We start from the raw sequence: 20534 nt of genomic DNA, 5'->3' as shown, positions 1-20534 counted from the left end.
AAGGAGCAGCATGGATTTCCTGGTCAGGTTTTGGGGCGTGCGGGGCAGCATTTCGGTATCGGGACCAGAATTCTCTCGCTATGGCGGCAACACGAGCTGCATTGAGATGCGATGCGGCAAGCATAGGCTTCTGTTCGACGCCGGCTCTGGCCTAGGGCTTGCCGGCAGAGCGTTTCGGGCCTCGGGCGTGACCGATTTCGAGCTGTTTTTCACCCATTGCCATTACGATCACATCATCGGGCTGCCGGCTTTCAAACCGATCTATGACCGGAGCGTCAAGGTCAGGCTTTGGTCCGGCCATCTTGCAGGACGCATGACGACCCGTCAGATGGTCGATGAATTCATGCGGCCGCCGTGGTTTCCGGCCAAGCTCGACATCTGCAAGGCAAGCATCGACTGCCGCGATTTCGTATCCGGAGACGTTCTAAGGCCGCGCGAAGGAGTGGTCGTCCGGACCGGCAGTCTCAACCATCCGGGAGGCTGCATAGGTTACCGCGTCGAATGGGGCGGCCGCATCGTGGCGGTGATCACAGACACTGAGCACGAGCCGGGTAAGCTCGATCAGGCGGTGCTCGACCTGATCGAAGACGCCGACCTCGTCATCTACGATTGCACCTACACCGAGGACGAAATGGAAGACCGCCGTGGCAACGGGCACTCGACATGGCAGCAGGGCGTCAAACTGTGTGAGGCAGCCGGTGCCCGAGGGCTTGGGCTGTTCCACCACGATCCGACACGCACCGACGACCAATTGGACGAGATCGAGAAACTGGCCAAAGCCAGGTTTGCCGGCGCTTTTGCCGCGCGGGACGGCCAGACGCTCAAATTTCCAGTCTCATTGCACAAAAAGCGCTGAGCTATTTTGCTCTATCTTATTGTTTTGATGCAATTCCGGAGGAAAATCGCTCACACTTTTCCTGGAATTGCTCTACCGCCGCTACGCCCGATCAATGTCCTGATCGGAAGCCATGCGCAGGCTTCAGTCTGTGCGGCGACTGTGAACAGCCGTTCGAGAAAAAGCCAGGCCGATTCATCGTGGACGAGATGATGGGTGAGCAGGCCGACCGGTTCGCCACCGTCGAATGCATGCCGCAATTGCGCAATGATGGCCTGAACCAAGGACCCATGATCGCGACAGCCGCGCGTGCCATGCCAATCGATGATGTCGACATTGCTGTTGATGACCGGCACTGGGGCCGGCTTCGGCGGCCCAAAGACCGACAATGCCGCAAATCCTACCGATCCAAGCTCCGATACCAAGCCGGCGTCGATTCTGTTCCAGGGTGGCACCAGCATCGGAACGGCACGCGCGCCGTGCAACCCGGTTAGGCGCGACAGCCCGCGGGCCATCTCATCGAGCACCGCCTGGCGTGGCCGATGGGCGCCGAGTTCCTGCTTTTTCTGGTCCTGCGGCGCATAGTTTCGGTGCGCCCAGCCATGGATGGCGACCGAGGCATGCGGCGCCTCGTCAAGCCGGACGACAAGCCTCTCGTCGGTCAGCGCCGGAATGACGGCCAGAGTGAGCGGAACCTCGAATGCACGGGTGAGTTCCAGCAGCCGATCAAGCGCAGCCGTCGGATCCACAGCGTCGTCGTCGCGCAACCAGAACTCCGCCTTGCGGTCCGCCCGTCGCCAGCACGCCAGTTCTTCCACCAAGGGCTGCCAGATCTGATCGAATGTCATGCAACCGCGATCTTCGCAAGAAGTTCGGAAAGCCGCGCCGCTGCAGTACCGAGAGAGCGTTCTTCGAGGATGAAACGTCTGGCGTTGCCGGCCATGGTGGTTCTTTCGTCGTCACGGACCAGAAGCCTTTCAATGGCAGACGTGAACGCTGCCACATCGCCCGGCGGGGTGAGAAATCCGGTCTGGCCATCCCGCACGACCTCCGGCACGCCGGCGATGTCCTGCGCCACCACCGGAAGGCCGGCAGCTTGTGCTTCAAGATAGGCAACGCCATAAGCTTCGCCGCAACCCGGCCAGACGTAAATCCCTCCACTGTAGAGGACATCCGGCACGGCGGCTGGCTCGATCGCGCCAAGCCATTCGATCCGGTCGGCGGGCAGGCCGGCGAATTGCGCTTTGACCTCGTCACGGGCAGGCCCGTCCCCGACGACCGACATGGTCCAGGGCAGGTGGCCGATCGGAGCGAGGGCGTGCGCGAGCATGCGATAGCTATCGACCTTGTCGCCCGGTCGCATCATGGCGACGGTAACGAGACGCGTCGGACAACCACGCGCCGGCAGTTCCCGGAATACCGATGTGTCGATGAAGGGCGAAAGCATGCCGAAAACGGCGTCTGGAAGAGCGTCTGTCAGTCCCCGACGATCCCTTTGCGTGAAGCAGATGTTCAGCGCCGCCTGTTCGACGGCTCGCGCCACCAAGGCTTGCATATCGGCCCAAAAACCGACGTTGCGCCGCTTCGAATAGGAGGCTTCCGCGGTCACATAGGGGATGGCAAAGGCCGACGCCAGCTCGGGCCCGATCAGGTCGGGCGCCTTGTAATAGAGATGATAGGAGAACCAGAGGTCGGGCTTGCCGTCACGCTGCCAAAGCTCTGTCAGCCGCGCGACTTCCTGTCGGGCTTCGACCTTGAGCGCATCGAAACTTTTCGACTCCGGTTCGCGTAGATAGAAGCGCAATTCGGATGCCAGATCGACGCGATGCCCTCCATGCTCAAGCGCCTTGATCAACATCCGTGCCATCTGACGGTCGCCAGAGGCAACGGCATGATTGGGCGACTTCAGCGGCGCGTAGAAGGCAATTCGCATCGCCGGAGCCTATCATTGGAAAGCCTGCGCAAGTCAATTTCGAAGCATGATCGAGTTTCACCTTCAAGCAGTGGAATGTGCTATTGCATGCTCATGGAAACAGCCGCAGCGTCCGACCCGTTCGTCGCTTCCTTGCCGGTGTTCGCGAAGTTCGAAAGCGTTGCCGATATCGACAACTATCGGCCGCTCCCCGATGGCTGGGCGCTGGCCACCGCCGACATCGTCGGCTCGACCAAGGCGATCGGGGCCGGGCGCTATAAAACCGTGAATATGGCCGGCGCCAGCGTCATTTCGGCGCTGCTCAATGCCCTGGGTCGGCAAGATCTTCCCTTTGTCTTCGGCGGCGACGGCGCGCTCGTGGCGTTTCCGAGTTCGGCGCTGGAGATCACGCGCAACGCCCTGGCGGCCGTCCAGCGATGGGTGGCGGACGAGTTGGCCCTGACCTTGCGCGCCGCAATCGTGCCGATAGAGGATATAAGAGCGCAAGGCCTCGACGTTCGGGTAGCGAGGTTCCGGGCCTCCGAAGCGGTGTTCTATGCCATGTTTGCCGGCGGCGGCGGCAGTTGGGCGGAAGCCGAGATGAAAGCGGGGCGCTACCTGATCGATCCTGCGCCGGCCAACGCGCGGCCGGATTTGACCGGTCTCTCCTGCCGCTGGAGCCCGATCGAAGCCCGGCATGGCGAAATCGTCTCGATCATAGCCATTCCGGGGGCCTCGCGCGATGTGCGCGGTTTTCAGGTTCTGGCTTCCGACATCATCGCCCTTGTCGGTCGACAGGAACGCGATGGCCATCCGGTGCCGGTGAACGGGCCGGCCTACGGTTTTTCGCCCGCCGGCCTCGATCTCGAGGCCCGGGCCGTCGCGCCGGCGGGAAGGCGGTGGTTGTCGAAGCTGTGGATAGTGTTCCTGTTGTCGCTTGCGGCTGTCACCGATCGATATGGCTGGACGATCGGGAGGTTCGATCCGAAGATCTACAAACGCGACGTGGCCAGCAATTCGGATTTCCGGAAGTTCGATGACGGCTTGAAGATGACCGTCGACGTAGATGCGGATTTGTTGCAGCGGATCGAGAACCGGCTGCAGCAGGCCGAAGAGGCGGGCATTTGCACCTATGGCCTGCACCGCCAGCAATCGGCCTTGATGACGTGCCTCGTCGCCTCGCCGCTGCAGCGCGATCACGTTCATTTCATCGACGGCGCCGCCGGCGGTTATGCGATGGCTGCCGCAAGCCTGAAGGCGAAGGTGTCGGCCTGACGACGGCTTGCGGAGATCCATTTTCCGCAATATGCCTCGGGGTTGTTGGGCCCACATGAGCCTCGCCGTGGAAGCGGGCAGTCTGTCCACATTGAGGAAAACAGATTTTTGGACGCCTCACGATCGACATATGACAGTCTGCTGAACCGGATTTCGACGCGCACCGCGCAAGTCGGGGTGATCGGACTGGGTTATGTCGGATTGCCACTGGCCGTCGCGGTAGCACGCGCCGGCTTCCCGGTTTTCGGCTTCGACATTGAAGCCCAGAAGGTCGAGAATCTGAACAGCGGGCAATCATATATCGAGGCGGTGACGTCCACTGCCCTTGCCGTCGAGGTGGCGAGCGGACGGTTTCGCGCCACTGCGGATTTTACCGAACTGGCCGCCTGCGATGTCATCGTCATCTGCGTTCCGACGCCGCTGACGAAAAACCGCGAGCCAGACCTCTCTTTTGTCAGGAACACGGCAGGCACCATCGCGAAGCATCTGCGTCTCGGCCAGCTGGTCGTGCTGGAATCGACCACCTATCCCGGCACCACCGACGACGTGATCAAGCCCATCCTGGAACAAACCGGCTTGCAGTCGAAGATAGACTTCTTCCTTGGCTTCTCGCCCGAACGCGAGGATCCCGGCAACCGCAGCTTTGAAGTCGCGACGATCCCCAAGGTCGTGGCAGGCGACGGCATTGAAGCCGCGGCGCTCGTGAAGGCTTTCTACCAGGGTGTGGTCAAGACCGTCGTTCCGGTTTCCACCACGGCGACCGCCGAGGCGGTCAAGCTGACGGAAAACATCTTTCGCTCGGTCAACATAGCCCTGGTCAACGAGTTGAAGGTCGTGCTCGGTGCGATGGGCATCGACATCTGGGAGGTGATCGAGGCGGCAAAGAGCAAGCCCTTCGGCTACATGCCTTTCTATCCTGGGCCCGGACTTGGCGGGCACTGCGTCCCCATCGATCCTTTCTACCTGACGTGGAAGGCGCGCGAATACGAACTGCCGACCCGCTTCATCGAGCTGGCGGCAGAGATCAACACGGCTATGCCGCGTCATGTGGTCGATGAACTGGCCAGGGCGCTGGACCAGCGTTGCGGCAAGGCGCTCAGCCGCTCGCGCATTCTCATCATTGGGCTCGCCTATAAGAAGAATGTTCCGGACATCCGCGAGAGCCCTTCATTGCGGCTCATTGAACTCATCGAGGAATGGGGCGGCAAGGCCGAATTCCACGATCCGCACGTCAGAGAAATTCCGACGACACGGGAGCATATGGCGATCAAGGGGCGTCGGTCTGTCGAATTGAGCGAGGCAACCTTGAAGGATTTCGATGCTGTCGTCGTTGCAACCGACCACGACGCGATCGACTATCAGGCGATCGCCGATCACGCCCTTCTGATCGTCGACACGCGCAATGTTTTTGGCCGCCTCGGGCTAGCCCGAGAAACGGTGGTGAAGGCCTGACGGCGGTCTGAGCCGGCCAATTCTTTGCTCGATGTCAGGATCGTGGTTGCACTCGGCCGGCAGCGTCGACACATAATGCCCCAGTTAATAGATACAGTTACGCCTGTCGCTCGCCCGCACGGACAGCCAGTTGCGAAGTTCTTCGCCGGCTTTTCCTGCCAAAGCTGGCTTCATTGACTTCGGGGATCTCTTCTTGGGGTCGTTGGCGAACTGTGTTGTGGGCGGATCAAAGGACAATGCCTCGTCTTCGAGGAGTTTCGAGATAGCATGAGCACAACGCAAGCAGAAATTTCCACCATTCTCATGGATAAGGTAGCCGATTGGCTGAACCAATCGGTACTTGCCGGCAACGACCTGGAAACATTGGTAAAAGGCTTTTGCGAACGGCTGGCTGCTGCCGGCCTGCCGTTGAAGCGGGTGCATTTGAGCTTTTCGATGCTTCATCCGCTTTATGATGCGCTTGGCTTCACCTGGGTTCGCGGCCGAGGCTTAGAAATCGAAAGCTTCCGCAATGAGCCCGGCGCGCCGTCCGACAGGTTCCTGACCAGCCCATACTATCATCTGCTCAGCAATAAGCTCGACCACCTGCGACGCCGGCTCGACCCGTCGCTGCCTTCAGAGTTTCCTGTTTTCGATGATCTCAGGCTTATAGGCGTCACCGACTATTTGGCTTTCGTGCATTCCTTCAACGGCAACGCCAGTCAGGGCATGATGGGGTCCTGGTCCACCGACAGTGCCGCAGGGTTCAGCGACAGCATGATTTCGGCGCTGCTGCGCATCCAGAGCCATCTCGCTATGGCAACCAAGATGGCGGTGCTCACCAAGCTCGCCGACAACATGATGACCACTTATCTCGGCGGCGACGCCGGCAGGCGCGTGCTTGACGGTCAGATCAAGCGCGGCGAGGGCGATACAATCCGGGCCGCGCTGGTCATGGGCGACATGCGCGGGTCGTCAAGGCTTGCCGAAACCTCCGGCCGTGAAATCTATATCGATACGCTGAACCAGTTTTTCGACGCCGTTGCAGCACCTTTCAATCGCAAAGGTGGGCAGATCATGAGTTTCATCGGGGATGGCTTCATCGCCGTTTACCCTTGCGAAAGGCATCGCTCGCAGTCCGAGATCGCCTGCCAGGCTGCTCTTGCGGCAGCGCGCAGCGCCACAGCGCGCGTGACGGATCTCAATCTGCGCAGAAAGGAAAAGGGGCTAACCGACATAAAATTTGGTATCGGCCTACATGTCGGCAATGTGATGTTCGGCAATGTCGGGCTTACCGACCGGCTCACATTCTCCGTCTTCGGCTCGGCTGTAAACGAGGTCCAGCGCCTCCAGGTACTGACCAAGAAATATCCGCACAGCATTCTCGCCAGCAAGGACTTCGCCAGCTATTGCGGCGCCAGCAACTGGCTGACGCTCGGCAGCGAGGAACTGGCTGGCATCAAGCAGAAACTGACGGTGCTCTCACCCGATCTGTCGGGTGCTCTCGCAGTCGATGAAGACGGTACGCTGGAGCCGGTTTATGACCGAAGATCGGACGCCGAGCAGGTCATGCTGCTTCACCGCGATGCCGCGCGGCTGTCGGCGGGCGACCCGAGCAAGCTCCAGTAACCGCCACGACCTGATCCGAAGGGCCCCAGATAGACAGTCCGCTCGCCGGTTCCGCCGCTGGCGACCGTTCCGAATCCAAGTTGCTCTAAGCTGGCAATAGGTTAGTCTCGCTTCCGAACCTGCCAGATTGGGGCTGGTGTGGAATGAATTCGGGTGTTGATCTGCTGCGGATCGAGGATGTTGGCATCTCTTTTGCCATCATCGGCGGACCGTTGCATGCCGTCAGGCGCGCAAATCTTCGCGTCCTGCCCGGCAAGGTTACCGCGCTTGTGGGCGAGTCCGGCTCCGGAAAATCGGTTCTCAGCCAGGCAGTGATGGGCATTCTGCCGGGATCAGCCCATGTTCGCGGCCGTATCCTGTTCTCCGATCCTGAAAGGCCCGGCACCACGCAAGATATCCTGAAGATGCCACGTGACGGACCCGAAATCCGGGCATTGAGAGGCAGCCGCATCGGCAAGATCTTTCAGGAGCCGATGACATCGCTGTCGCCGCTGCACACGATCGGCAACCAGGTCAGCGAATCCTTGCAGATTCATACCCCCATGGCTCGGGCGGAGCGCAAGGCGCGGACCGAGGAAATGCTCGGTCTTGTCGGCTTTCCGAGTCCCAAACGCGCCTATGATATGTATCCCTTTGAGCTTTCAGGAGGATTGCGTCAGCGCGCCATGATCGCCATGGCGCTTATCTGCCGGCCCGCCCTGTTGATCGCCGACGAGCCGACGACGGCGTTGGACGTCACCATCCAGGCGCAAATCCTCCATTTGCTGCGCGGCCTTCAGACCAAGCTGAACATGGCGATGTTGCTGATCACCCACGACCTCGGCGTGGTCGCCAACGTCGCCGACGAGGTCGTGGTCATGTACCATGGCGAGATCATGGAAGCGGGACCTGTCGAGGCGATATTCCGCCGACCAGGTCACCCCTACCTGAAGGGCCTGATGGCAGCCGTTCCGCATTTCGACCTGAAGCCTGGCGAAAGGCTAAAGGCGTTGCGCGAGGTGCCGGTGAATGTCGAGAGCCTGCTCGGCAAGCAGACGGCGCCGCCGTCGAAGGGGCCAGACGATATCCTGTTGTCGGTCAGGGATCTGAAAAAGACCTTCACAATCCGCAAGTCCGGATTGTTTGGCGGGGATCATCAAACCACGGTTCGCGCCGTGGGCGGCGTGAGCTTCGATATCAGGCGCGGCGAGTGCCTGGGGCTGGTCGGCGAAAGCGGCTCCGGCAAAACCACGGTCAGCAAGATCCTTATGCGGGCTATCACCCCTAGCGGCGGCTCAGTGACGTTCAACGGCCGCGATGGAGCGATCGACGTCTTGCAAGGCGAGGGAGACGCCCTGCGCATGCTGCGCGCCAAAATCCAGATGGTCTTCCAGGATCCGGTTTCATCGCTGTCACCTCGCATGACGGTGGAGAACATCCTGAGCGAGCCGCTGGAGATCCATCAACGTGGCGATGCCGCGTCCCGACTCGCCACTGTCAAGAGCCTGATGCAGGCGATCGGGCTCGATCCGCGCTTCATCAAGCGCTATCCCCACAGTTTCTCCGGCGGGCAGCGTCAGCGTATCGGCATCGCGCGCGCGTTGGCGCTGGGCCCTGAACTGCTGATCTGCGACGAGCCGGTTTCGGCGCTCGACGTCTCTGTCCAGGCGCAGATCTTGAACCTGCTGAAGGACCTGCAGAAGGAACTGGGCCTGACCTACCTGTTCATATCGCACAATCTGGCGGTGGTGGACTACATGGCAGACCGAATCGCAGTGATGTGCGGCGGGCGTATCGTCGAGCTTGCGCCACGCGAAACTCTGCTGAGGAAACCGATCCACCCCTACACGCGCTCACTCGTCGCCGCAGTACCTTTCCCCGACCTCGACAGGCCGATGGATTTCAAGACGCTGAAGCTCAGCGGCGCTTCCGACACCAGCGCATGGGGACCGCAATTCCGCGACGAGGGCGACGAGGATGTACTGTCGCCGCTCGATCTTGGTGGCGGTCACCTCGTGCTGGCCCGACGTTCGGCCGATGCCAGCGAGCTACGCCATTGATCAGCCGGCGCACCGTCCTTGGACTCATGGCTTCGGCGTTTGTGCCGGGCACGTTGCGCGCAGGCGATCTGGAGCCGGAATTTCTTCAGCCGCTTCTGAAGGCCCTGGCCCTGCCGGCACTCTCCGAGCGCTTGCCCAAGAGCCCGCGCGTGTTGAATCTCGCTGCGATGGGGCGGCAGCCCGGCCAGTATGGCGGCACGCTGCGCACGATCATCGGCAGTCAGAAAGATATCCGGATGATGACGATCTACGGATATGCTCGCCTCGTCGGCTATGACGAAAAGCTCAACTTGCAAGCCGACATTCTTGAAAGTTTCGAGGTGGCAGACGATCGCGTCTTCACCTTCAAGATACGGGAAGGACATAAATGGTCTGACGGTAGCCTGCTGACGCCGGAGGATTTTCGCTATTGCTGGGAAGATGTCTGGCTGAACGACGAACTTTCGCAAGGCGGGCTCGCCCCGGCCCTGCTGGCCGACGGCAAACCGCCACGCTTCGAGATCGTCGATCCGTTGACGGTCCGTTATACCTGGGATGCGCCGAATCCCGACTTCCTGCCCAAGCTCGCTGCTGCTTCGCCGCTATCGCTTGTTCTGCCGGCCGCCTATCTCAAGCAGTTCCACAAGAAATACCAGGATCCATTCCGGCTCGCCGGCCTGATGGAGGAGAACAGGGCCAAGAAATGGACGCTCCTGCATATCCGCATGTCGCGGCAGTATCGCCCGGAGAACCCGGAACTGCCGACGCTCGATCCCTGGCGGAACCGGACCAAGCCGCCGGCTGAGCAGTTCGTCTTCGAGCGCAATCCGTTCTTTCACCGCATAGACGAGAATGGCCGGCAACTGCCCTATGTTGACCGGATTGTCATGAATGTGAGCTCGTCGGCGATTATTTCCGCCAAGACCGGCGCGGGCGAGAGCGACCTGCAATGCATGGGAATTGATTTCAGCGATTACTCCTTCCTGAAGGACGCGGAGAAGCGCTACCCGGTCAAGATGCATCTCTGGAAACGCACACAGGGTTCGCGACTGGCGCTGCTGCCCAATCTGAATTGTGCCGACCAGGTCTGGCGTGGCCTTTTTCGCGACGTGCGCGTGCGTCGAGCACTGTCGCTCGCTGTGCACAGGCGCGAGATCAATATGGCCGTGTTCTATGGATTGGCGCAGGAAAGTGCCGATACGGTCCTGCCGGAGAGCCCGCTCTACCGGCCCGAATTCGCGAAAGCCTGGGTTACCTACGATCCTGATCAGGCCAATGCCCTACTCGACGAAGTCGGGCTTCAGACGCGTGACAATGACGGCCTGCGGATACTTCCCGATGGACGCCCGGCGCAGATCGTCGTGGAAACGGCCGGCGAAAGCACGCTGGAAACGGATGCGCTCGAGCTCATCAGCGATCACTGGCGCCAGATCGGTATCGCCCTGTTCATCCGGACTTCGCAGCGCGACATCTTTCGCAGTCGCGCGCTTGGCGGCCAGATCATGATGTCGATGTGGTCGGGCATCGACAATGGCGTGCCGACCGCCGATATGAACCCGTACCAGCTGGCCCCCACCATTGACGACCAACTGCAATGGCCGCTCTGGGGTGCTCACTACTTGTCTCGTGGCAGGCTCGGCGAGGCGCCCGATCTTCCGCCTGTGGTCGAGTTGATGACCTTACTCAAGCGCTGGAACGCATCGACCGAAGCCACGGAGCGCGCTGAAATCTGGAATTCAATGCTGTCGATCTACACCGATCAGGTGTTTTCGATCGGCACGGTGAACGGAACATATCAGCCGGTTCTGGCCTCCTCGCGGCTGCGCAATCTGCCTGACAAGGCGCTCTACGGCTACGACCCGACCGCCTATTTCGGTGTCTACATGCCCGATACATTTTGGCTTGGAGAGTCCTGAGCGTGCTTCGATATATTGTCTGGCGCCTCGCCGTAATGGTTCCAACGCTGCTGATCATATCGGCGCTTGTGTTCACGATCATCGAACTTCCCCCAGGCGACTATTTCGACAGCTATGTTGCCGAGCTTCGGGCTCAGGGCGAAGCGGTGGATTCCGACCGCATCGAGATGATGCGGAAGGACTATGGTTTCGACAAGCCGCCGGTCATTCGCTACTTCTACTGGGTCGGCGGGATGCTGCACGGCGATTTCGGCTATTCCTTCGAATATGAGCTGCCGGTTCGCGACGTGATCGGGGACCGAATGTGGCTGACCGTGCTGGTTTCCTTCGTGACAATCCTCTTCACCTGGCTCATCGCCTTTCCGATCGGCATGTACTCGGCCACGCATCAATACAGCTGGGGCGACTACGGCCTGACTTTCTTCGGCCTTCTCGGCCTTGCCATCCCGAACTTCATGCTGGCGCTGATCCTGATGTATTTCGCCAATATCTGGTTCGGCACGTCCGTCGGCCATCTCATGGACCAGCAATATCTCGGCGAGCCGATGAGCTGGGCCAAGGCGAAGTCGATCCTCGCCCATCTCTGGATCCCGGTCTTGATCATCGGCACCGGGGGCACGGCAAGCATGATCCGGCGGCTGCGCGCCAATCTGCTCGATGAGCTTCACAAGCAATATGTCGTGACGGCGCGCGCCAAGGGCCTTCATCCCTTCAGGACCCTGGTCAAATACCCGCTGCGCATGGCGCTCAATTTCTTCATTTCGGACATCGGCTCTATCCTGCCGGCCATCATTTCCGGTGCCGAAATCACGGCGATCGTGCTGTCTTTGGAAACGACCGGGCCGATGCTGATCAAGGCGCTGCAAAGCCAGGACATGTATCTGGCAGGGTCGTTCCTGATGTTCCTTGCCTTCCTGACGGTCATCGGCGTGCTGATTTCCGATCTGGCGCTGGCACTGCTTGATCCACGAATTCGTTTGCAGGGCGGCAGTACCAAATGAACACGCAATCGCCACTTCCCGCTCCGGGTGCTCCGCTGCAACACTATGTTTCCATCGCGCCCTTTGACCTGCAGTCGGTCGAGGCAATGACGCCGGAGCAGTCGAAGGTCTTTCAGGCGTCGCAGTTGCGGCTGATGTGGTGGAAATTCCGACGGCACCGGCTTGCTCTTGTGTCCGGCATATTCCTGGCGGTGCTCTATTTCGCGATACTGATCTGCGAGTTCCTGGCGCCCTACAATCTGCACACGCGCAACATGGACTACATCTATGCGCCGCCGCAGCGGGTGCACCTGTTCCACAACGGCCAGTTCGTCGGGCCGTTCGTCTATGGCCGCCAGATGACGCTTGATATGGACACGCTGAAGCGAAACTACATCGACAAACAGGACGATGTTCAGCGGATCCGTTTCTTCTGCAAGGGCGACAGCTACCGGTTCTGGGGCCTGATCGAAGGTGACAGGCATTTTGTCTGCCCTGCCGAAAACGGCCAGCTCTTCCTGGCCGGCACTGACAGGCTGGGGCGCGATGTGCTCTCGCGCATCATCTATGGTGCACGCATTTCCCTGACGATCGGCCTCGTCGGCATCAGTTTCAGCTTCCTGCTCGGTATAGTCATCGGCGGACTGGCCGGCTATCACGGCGGCATCTTCGATCTGATCGTTCAACGGATAATCGAAGTTCTGCAATCGATCCCCAGCATTCCGCTATGGCTGGCTCTGGCAGCGATCATGCCGATAACCTGGAGTCCGATCCTGATCTATTTCGGCATCACCGTCATCCTCGGGCTGCTCGACTGGACCGGATTGGCGCGGGCCGTGCGTTCAAAGCTTTTAGCGTTGCGCGAGGAGGATTACGTTCTGGCCGCGCAATTGATGGGCGCCAGCAGCGGCCGCATTATCCGGCGGCACCTCATTCCGGGCTTCATGTCGCATCTGATCGCGACGGCGACGATCTCCATACCCGGCATGATCCTGGGCGAGACGGCGCTGAGCTTCCTCGGGCTCGGCCTGCGGGCGCCGATAACCAGTTGGGGCATCCTGCTCACCGAGGCGCGCAGCGTCAGCGTGATCGCGTTTTATCCATGGCTACTTTTGCCGATCCTCCCCGTCATTCTCGTCATTCTGGCGTTCAATTTCCTGGGCGACGGCTTGCGGGACGCGGCGGACCCCTACAAATGACATCGCCAGTCCGCCGCGCTTCAAGGCGCAGACTCCGCCCGGTTCGTCGGGGGCCTGTTCTGTTGCTGTGTTGACCGTTCGCCTCTATATGCGGCGACGCCGGATCGGGCTAACACGTTGCTCTCGGACTTCATCCTGGTCGCAGGCATTGCCGGTCTCTTGAGCTGGTTCAGGACACACAAACGCATATGAGTCGCCTCGAAAGTTTCATCCGCAGGCTGACCGCACAGCGCGACATTCTCGATCAAGTCTGCGCGGAGGTGGCGAAGATCGAGGGTCCCATCCTTGAGCTCGGCCTCGGCAATGGCCGGACGTTCCACCATCTGCGCGAGCGTCTGCCCGGCCGACGGATCGTGGCGTTCGACCGCGCACTTGCCGCACACGCCAGCTCAATTCCCGAAGCTGAAAACCTCGTGCTCGGCGAAATCCGCGAGACGGCGAGCAGGTTCATCGGCATCGAGGCCGCTCTTGTTCATGCCGACATCGGCACCGGCTATGAAGATCGCGATGCAGTGACCTCTACCTGGCTCCCCGAACTGACCGCGCGCCTGCTTCGCGTCGGAGGCATTGCGGTCAGCGGCACGCCGCTCGATCACCCGCAGTTGCAACGCCTTCCACTGCCGCCTTCGGTACCCGCCGATCGCTATTTTGTCTGCAGGCGCGTCTGAGGTCCGCAACGGCCCAAGTCTTCAGGGGATCGTGTATACCGCTATCTCCCTCTCGATGCCGCGCAGCGAGACCTCGTGTGGCACGGGCGTCAGCGCGTTCCTGTGCAACAGATCGGCGGTGAGATTGTCGTCGACCACCGCGCGCGTGGCGAAGATCGCCTGTGCGTTGGCAAGGTTCTGAACCCGCGAAGCAATGTTGACCGTCTGGCCGAAATAGTCCTGTCGCTCGTTCATAGACACGGCAATGCACGGGCCGGCATGGACTCCGATCTTGAGCAGCAGATCCTCGCGCCCGCTCTTCTCATTGAGCGCACGCATGGCATCGCGCATCCTCAGGGCCGCGGCAATCGCACGATCCGGCGTCGCGAAGGTCGCCATCACCGCATCGCCGATCGTCTTCACCACCGCGCCTGCCTCGGACGCGACGATCTCGTGCAGGACCTGAAAATGCACGCGCACGAGATCGAAGGCTGAAAGATCGCCCACCCGCTCGTAAAGCTCGGTCGATCCGCGCAGGTCGGTGAACAGGAAGGTGAGGCTAGTGATCTTCAGGCGCTGGTTGATGTCGAGCGTATCGGTGCGATAGAGATCGCGGAAGGTCTGGTTGGTGAGCAGGCGCTTGGCTGTCAGGAACGGCCGGCGTTTGCCCAGGAGATCATGCAATTCCTGGCCGGCGATGAAGACCGTCGGCAGCACGCGGGTGTCGGTCCTGTTTTCCAGCGAAATGCGCAACGGGCCGGGTTGCATCTCCAGCGTCTGGTTCTGGACATGCTCGCGGTCGAAGACCAATGAGAGGCTTCGGCGCTCTCTTGTCGGTTCGCCCTTGACGTCGATGAACTGCACTGAATGGGTGACCGGCTCGAAGACGATGATGAATTCGGACGGAAGCTGTACGGGCAGAACAGCCTTTTCACCGGGCGCAAGCTCGATATCCTCCAGCGAGAACGCTTCCATCGTCTTGGCGAAATCCTCTTCCGGCAGGTCGACGCCGGACGCCCAGTAGATCTGGCGGAAATATTCCACCAACGGCAGTTCGTGTGGATTGTGGGCGGCAATCTTGCGCACGCGAGGACTGACCGTGAATGTCACCTCGACCATCTCGTCGAGGGTCGGTGAATAGCCTTCGGAACACAGCGCGCAGGTATATTCGTCCTTCTGCAGGGTTTTCAGCGTGGCGTTGCTGTCGAGCACGCCGCCACAGCCGGGGCATAGAACATTCCAGGAAATGTCGAAGAGGCCCACGCGCGCCGCATGCAGAAAGGCGCCTATGGCGCGTTCCTCATCGAGGCCATGCTTGCTGGCGAAGGCTAGAGCATTGATGCGGCAAAGCTCGCGGTCCTTGCCCTCCGCGATGGTTCGCTTGATCGCATCGATTGCCGCCGGATCGACATCGGTCGATTGCCGCAGAAGCGAGAACAGATCCTGAGCTTCGTTCATCGTGCAGGCTCCGGAAGAAGTGCGCCGCCGAAACGTGTTGACCGGACCGGTCTTGGTCCGAATGCGCCATTTTACTTCGAAACGGACCCTACGGCCATTCGAATAGACAAGCCGGGCGATAGCTCAAGTCCGTTTGGCGGATTTTCGCCGGCCGCAAGCGGCACTATGATGATCCATGGCCATTTATCTACGCGGGCTCTCCGATGCCGACATCCGACAATCCGCCGTTTCCCGCCACCCTGCGCCTCTTTTCCTTGGTGGTCATTATCGTCCTGGTCGTAGGCGCCGGCCTGTTCTTCGCGCCCGTGCTGGTGAAGCCCCGCTGGCCGTGGGCCGTCACCCCGTTCAATGCCCGCTTCCTTGGTGGCTTCTACACCGCCGAAATGGTCGTGATGGCGGCGCTGCTGTTCTGGAATCGCTGGTCGCCTGGCAGGCTCGTGCTCGTCATGGCGCTCATCTTCACCGTCTTCGTGTCGGTGGCGTCGTTCATCAATCTCGGCTATTTCAACTTCGGGCGCAAAGCGCCCTGGCTCTGGTTTCTGGTCTATCTTGGTTCGGTCGCGGTATCCGGGCTGTTCCTATGGCGGGCCAGGGCCCGTCCTTCTGCAAAAGGCGTGACCTTAAGGCCCGCATGGCGCCGCTACATGCCGGTGGAATCGGCAGTCCTTGGGCTCTATGGCGTCGGCCTGTTGCTGTTCCCCCTGACATTCGGCAGCTTCTGGCCATGGCCGGTCGATGGCTTCCACGCTCAGGTCTACAGCGCCATCTTCCTCGCGGGGGCGGGCGGCATATATGTCGTCTGGAGAAGCGCGCCGCGCGAGGAACTGCTGGTGCTGGGCTTGGCGCAGTTGCTGGTTGGCCTGCTTGCCATTGTTGGACTCGTCATCACCGACGCTGCCGTGCACCGGATCGACTGGACGGCGACCGGGACATTGTGCTGGCTCGCCCTTTTCGCCTGGATCGGCATCAGCGGCGTCTTCAAACTTTTCGCCGCCACTCGGTATTTTAGCTCGCAATCGGCATCATAGTTGCAGAGACGGCTGGATTTTCAGGTGACGTAGGGTGCATCGTACCGTGCCGATCGCCTTCGCAGGGAACGTTATGACCAGCACAACCTCGCCATCCCCCGAGAAAATCCAGCCGCAGCTCCGATCCGTTCGGCTAAGCGATGCGGAGGCGCTTTGCGCCATCTTCAACATGCCGGGCTTCCGCTGGGGCACGCTCAGGATGCCTTTCGAGATGGTGGAGCAGGTGGAGCGGCGCATCGCCAAGTCCGGCCAGGAAACCACCTGGATCGTTGCGGAGCTGGAGGGCAAGGTCGTCGGCCATGGCAGCCTGGTCGTGCAGGGTTCGCCGCGCCGTTCGCATATCGGTGAGATCAATATCGGTCTTGACGATGCCTTTGTCGGCAAAGGCATCGGCTCTGCCATACTTGGCGCGCTGCTCGACGTGGCCGACAACTGGCGCGCTCTGAAGCGGGTCGAATTGACCGTCTATGCCGACAACGAACCGGCCATGCGCCTCTACAAAAGCCACGGCTTCGAGGTCGAAGGTCGGCATGTGAAAGCCGGCTTTACCGACGGCCAGTACCACGACCTCCTCAGCATGGCCCGGCTGCGATTCTGAAATCCGCTGTTCGGTCATAACTGTTTAGCCGATCTACAAATCAAGCCGAGTTGGCGAACTGGTGGTTGCCGATGGAGAACTCTGTAGGATAATTTCATCTCACACCGTTCTGATCGAGTTGACGATCCATGTGTGGGCCGGCATCCAGGAAGTCTGGTCTCCCTTGGCGTTTGCACCGCGAGCCGCCAGACGGGACATATGACCGCCGTGGCTGACCCAATCCCTGCGCCTCCGGCGGAAATTCTGGCTGTGCTGTCGCTGCTCTGCCCGGAGGTCGTGCGTGACATCGAGCAGAACTGGAATGCACCGGTTTCCGATTATGCCCGCCATCTGTGGCGGCCGGTGGCAAGGCCTGCATCGGGCCCGGCGATCGCTGCCCGCTCGATCCTGCGCGACGTGCTGCATCAGCGTCTTGGTGCGATCATGCAGCCTGAAGAGGTCGGGAAGGCCCTCGACGAGTTCGAGCACAGACCGGTCATTCAGTCCGGCCTGCACTGTCTGCTTCTGATGGACCGGATCACCTTCGACGCCCTCCTGCTTGCCTGGCTCGGCGCGGTCGAAAGCGGGCTCTCGGCCTTCTTCTGCTTCATGGGAACGACGATGACCATGGAGACAATCGGCCGGGAGGGGCCCGGATGGCTCGATGTCGGCGACGACAAGGTCAACCTGTTTGGCATGGGACGCCACAAGCTGTGCCGCAAAAGCGCCTGCGCGGCCGGTCCCGTCTTCCTCAACAAACGCGCGCTCGAAGCGATGGGTGATGAAACGGATGCCAGCCGCTGGCTGGGCACACTGCTTGCCAGCCGCGACAAGAGGTTTGCAACCGCGGCCGACGCGGTCACAGCCCTCAACGAGGATCTGGTCGCCAATTGGGATGGTTCCGACATGGCCCGGCCGGTTTTCAACGATGATCGGCTGGCCGCGGCCGCCATGGCTCGGCATCTGGAATATGACGGCAGCCTTCTTTCCAGGCTGCTCTTTGAGCCCGCGAGGCGCCAGCGTCTCGAACGTGCCTTGCAAGAGACCGCAGCGAGCCCATTTGGCAGATTCCTGCCCAATGCCACAGCCTATTTCTGGGGCATCCGCGACGAGCGCGTGCGCAAGCTCGTCCTCGAGAAGGGCCACCTGATCGAGCCCGACAGGCCGCATGGTCTTTCCATCCCGTTTGAGCGAGTACATCTCAAGCAGGCGCTACTGGAAGGCGTGCTGCTGCCGAACTTGTTCCTGACGTTCCTGGTTCTTGCCATACTGCCGCGCGTGCGGGTGGTGGGCGGCCTGAGACAGATTGGCTATGTGGCGCTTTTCCACTCGATCCTGCTGGCGGTGCTGGACGAGAACGCGCCGGAAGAGCGCGATCTGGCTCAGGAGCTGCAGGTTCGGGAAAATGCCTGGGGCGTGCGGGTCATCGATGAAAAGATTTCGGTCCGCGAGCAGCTTGCTGGCCTGCCGGAAGGGGCGCTCTTCCCGAATCTGTTGCGGCAGTATCGCTTGCAAACACTTGCCGAGACGACCGACGACCTGAAACTGGTTCGAGAAGACGCCCGATGGCGCAAGATCGGCCAGGCAGAGATCAAGGCGACCTGAGGTTCGCATCAGGTTTTATTCGCGGAGAGTCCATCGCGATCGGCCGCAGTTCAAGGCCTGCCTGACATGGCCTCACCTGTCATTGCACGATACCGGCCTTGCGGAGCCCGTCGACGATGAGTTCGAAATCGGCAGGGTTCTTGTAGGGCAAGACCTTGCGTCGGTAGTCCAGCGAATAGTCGGGATTGACGCGAAGCACCTCCTGCCATGCCTCGCGGGCCTCGGCGAAACGGCCCAGATGGCCGTAGCTGGCGGCCAGAAGCGCGCGCGAGACATCGGTGACAGCGTTGCGAGCCAGCCGCTGCAGCAAGAGGTCAACGGCCTCTTCGTACCTTCCGAGTTGAAACGATGCCAAAGCCTGGAAATGCAGAAGCACATCCGGAAAGTATGGATTCAAGGTCTTGCCCCGGGCGTAACTCTCGAGCGCCTCTTCGGATCTGCCCGAATAGTGCAGCGCCTCGCCGAGGATCACGTGCCCTTCGGCGAAGTTCGGGTTGAGAGCTATCGCGTGCTCGGCCTCGTCGATGGCCTCATCGTGCCGTCGTGTATACAGCTTCACGATAGCCAGCGCCCAGTGGGCCCAGGGATCGCTGTCATCCAGCGTCACCGCTCGCGTTGCAGCCTCTTCCGCTTGCGCCATCGATTCCGGCGGCGACGCACTCCACCTGTTCAGGTAATCGAGCCCGTGCGTGAGGGCGAGGAATGCGTGGGCAGAGGCAAACTTCGGGTCCAGTTCGATCGCACGTTGCAAGAGGTCGCGGGCTGCGACGTTTGTCTCCTTCGTCAGCCGGTGCCACAGCTCCCGGCCCCGCATGAAATAGTCATATGCCTGCGTGTTGCGCGCATACTCGGGCGCCAGCCGCTGACGGTCGCCCTCAGTCAGATTAAGCGCCAACGCCCCGACGATCTGCTGCGTCACGTCGTCCTGCACGGCGAATATGTCGGTCAGGTCGCGATCGAACCGCTCTGCCCAAAGATGGCCGCCCGAGGTTGCATCGATGAGCTGCGCGGTGATGCGCACCCTGTTCCCCGACTTGCGTACGCTGCCCTCGAGTACATGCCGCACGCCGAGCTTCGAGCCCACCTCCTGCACATGGACGTTCTGGCCCTTGAAGGTGAACGACGAATTGCGTGCGATGACGAAGAGCTGCGACAGTTTGGACAGCGCCGTGATGATGTCCTCAGAAATGCCGTCGGCGAAGTAATCCTGTTCGGCGTCACCGCTCATGTTGGCGAACGGCAGGACGGCGATCGACAGTTTCGGCGGCGCTGCCGTCGCGGGCCGGCTCGCCGCGCTTTCCGGGGTCGCGGCCGACTTGGTCCCGGCGCTGCCGACTTGCAGCGAATAGACCCGGATCGGCTCGGCGATGTTCTTGAGCTGTGTGCTGCCGAGATCGCTGACCGAGAGGTCGAGCCGCGCCTTGACCTGGCGATAGGCATCCTCGGACAGGCAGATGGCGCCGGGCGCCGCGACGCCCTCCAAACGCGAGGCGATGTTGACGCCGTCGCCCATCAGGTCGCCGTCGCTCTCTTCGACCACATCGCCCAGATGGATGCCGATCCTGAACTCGATGCGGCGGTCCTGCGGCACGCCGGTATTGCGCTCGACCATGCCGTTCTGAACCTCAACGGCGCAGCGCACGGCATCCACCACGCTGCGGAACTCGACCAGCGCTCCATCCCCCGTGCGCTTGATCACCCGCCCGTTGTGCACTGCGATGATTGGATCAATCAGGTCGCTGCGCAGTGCCCGCAACCTCGCCAAAGTACGATCTTCGTCCTCGCTCGCGAGCCGGCTGTATCCAACCACATCTGCAGCGAGGATTGCGGCCAGCTTCCGGTTTTCGCTCATGGGCACGTGTCCTCGGCTCCATAATAGCAGGAAGGCGGAGGCTAAGAGGGAATTTTCGTGGACGACGGCTACGCAGACGCGCGAGTCGGCAGCGCTCTGCCACCGGGCCTGGACCGATCGCTCGATGCCCCATTTGCGCTGCCGCTTGCTGGCCGACGACTATCGGTTCATT

The 20534-nt window shown here is 61.0% G+C and carries 16 protein-coding genes; 12 read left to right on the top strand and 4 right to left on the bottom strand.

The window, feature by feature from the left end:
* Nucleotides 1–10: 10 nt before the first annotated feature.
* Nucleotides 11–856 carry an MBL fold metallo-hydrolase gene (locus CK215_RS08545; RefSeq protein ID WP_095830686.1) on the top strand — a complete coding sequence of 282 codons (846 nt, stop codon included), beginning with the start codon at nt 11–13 and terminating at the stop codon, nt 854–856.
* 50 nt (nt 857–906) lie between these two features.
* Here the strand turns inward: CK215_RS08545 and CK215_RS08540 are convergent, their stop codons facing one another.
* Together CK215_RS08540 and CK215_RS08535 are read right to left on the bottom strand one after the other, a co-directional pair.
* Nucleotides 907–1683 carry a polysaccharide deacetylase family protein gene (locus tag CK215_RS08540; RefSeq protein ID WP_095830685.1) on the bottom strand — a complete coding sequence of 259 codons (777 nt, stop codon included), beginning with the start codon at nt 1681–1683 and terminating at the stop codon, nt 907–909.
* Nucleotides 1680–2768 (bottom strand): glycosyltransferase family 4 protein, encoded by a 1089-nt coding sequence (locus tag CK215_RS08535; protein ID WP_095830684.1) that lies wholly within the window; start codon nt 2766–2768, stop codon nt 1680–1682. Before CK215_RS08535 ends, CK215_RS08540 begins: the two co-directional genes overlap by 4 nt.
* Nucleotides 2769–2861: 93 nt before the next feature.
* Between CK215_RS08535 and CK215_RS08530 the strand changes: the two genes are divergently transcribed.
* The 8 genes from CK215_RS08530 (at nt 2862) to CK215_RS08495 (ending at nt 13863) form a co-directional block, all read left to right on the top strand.
* On the top strand, nt 2862–4022 hold the full coding sequence (locus CK215_RS08530; protein ID WP_095826851.1) for a DUF3095 domain-containing protein: 1161 nt from the start codon (nt 2862–2864) through the stop codon (nt 4020–4022).
* Nucleotides 4023–4130: 108 nt separating this feature from the next.
* On the top strand, nt 4131–5474 hold the full coding sequence (locus tag CK215_RS08525) for a nucleotide sugar dehydrogenase (protein ID WP_095830683.1): 1344 nt from the start codon (nt 4131–4133) through the stop codon (nt 5472–5474).
* Between the two features lie 267 nt (nt 5475–5741).
* The gene (locus CK215_RS08520; protein WP_095830682.1) at nt 5742–7082 is read left to right on the top strand and encodes an adenylate/guanylate cyclase domain-containing protein; all 1341 of its coding nucleotides are present in this window, start codon (nt 5742–5744) and stop codon (nt 7080–7082) included.
* Between the two features lie 143 nt (nt 7083–7225).
* Nucleotides 7226–9121: an ABC transporter ATP-binding protein gene (locus tag CK215_RS08515; protein ID WP_066994090.1), complete on the top strand. Its 1896-nt coding sequence runs from the start codon at nt 7226–7228 to the stop codon at nt 9119–9121.
* A complete protein-coding gene (locus CK215_RS08510) occupies nt 9118–11016 on the top strand; it encodes an ABC transporter substrate-binding protein (protein ID WP_095830681.1) in 1899 nt (632 codons plus the stop codon). Before CK215_RS08515 ends, CK215_RS08510 begins: the two co-directional genes overlap by 4 nt.
* 2 nt (nt 11017–11018) lie before the next feature.
* Nucleotides 11019–12017 (top strand): ABC transporter permease, encoded by a 999-nt coding sequence (locus CK215_RS08505; RefSeq protein WP_066994096.1) that lies wholly within the window; start codon nt 11019–11021, stop codon nt 12015–12017.
* A complete protein-coding gene (locus CK215_RS08500; RefSeq protein ID WP_095830680.1) occupies nt 12014–13195 on the top strand; it encodes an ABC transporter permease in 1182 nt (393 codons plus the stop codon). The genes CK215_RS08505 and CK215_RS08500 overlap by 4 nt, the downstream gene beginning before the upstream one ends.
* Before the next feature lie 188 nt (nt 13196–13383).
* Nucleotides 13384–13863, top strand: a complete 480-nt coding sequence (locus tag CK215_RS08495) for a class I SAM-dependent methyltransferase (RefSeq protein WP_067326330.1) — start codon at nt 13384–13386, stop codon at nt 13861–13863.
* Nucleotides 13864–13884: 21 nt separating this feature from the next.
* On the opposite strand, the gene CK215_RS08490 is transcribed toward CK215_RS08495, so the two are convergent.
* Nucleotides 13885–15300, bottom strand: coding sequence for an adenylate/guanylate cyclase domain-containing protein (locus CK215_RS08490; RefSeq protein WP_066994105.1), 1416 nt, complete (start codon nt 15298–15300; stop codon nt 13885–13887).
* 203 nt (nt 15301–15503) lie between these two features.
* Between CK215_RS08490 and CK215_RS08485 the strand changes: the two genes are divergently transcribed.
* The 3 genes from CK215_RS08485 to CK215_RS08475 all read left to right on the top strand — a co-directional run bounded on the left by CK215_RS08485 (nt 15504) and on the right by CK215_RS08475 (nt 18510).
* Nucleotides 15504–16328: a hypothetical protein gene (locus CK215_RS08485; RefSeq protein ID WP_095777246.1), complete on the top strand. Its 825-nt coding sequence runs from the start codon at nt 15504–15506 to the stop codon at nt 16326–16328.
* 73 nt (nt 16329–16401) lie between these two features.
* Nucleotides 16402–16926 (top strand): GNAT family N-acetyltransferase, encoded by a 525-nt coding sequence (locus CK215_RS08480; protein WP_095777247.1) that lies wholly within the window; start codon nt 16402–16404, stop codon nt 16924–16926.
* A gap of 198 nt (nt 16927–17124) precedes the next feature.
* Nucleotides 17125–18510, top strand: a complete 1386-nt coding sequence (locus CK215_RS08475; RefSeq protein ID WP_095830679.1) for a hypothetical protein — start codon at nt 17125–17127, stop codon at nt 18508–18510.
* 79 nt (nt 18511–18589) lie between these two features.
* Here the strand turns inward: CK215_RS08475 and CK215_RS08470 are convergent, their stop codons facing one another.
* Nucleotides 18590–20362 carry an adenylate/guanylate cyclase domain-containing protein gene (locus CK215_RS08470; protein WP_095830678.1) on the bottom strand — a complete coding sequence of 591 codons (1773 nt, stop codon included), beginning with the start codon at nt 20360–20362 and terminating at the stop codon, nt 18590–18592.
* Nucleotides 20363–20534 lie beyond the last annotated feature (172 nt).

Source organism: Mesorhizobium sp. WSM3864, assembly GCF_002294955.1.
Taxonomy (GTDB): domain Bacteria; phylum Pseudomonadota; class Alphaproteobacteria; order Rhizobiales; family Rhizobiaceae; genus Mesorhizobium.
Note: the sequence above shows the minus strand (reverse complement) of the source record. Positions and strands in the feature narration are given on the sequence as shown.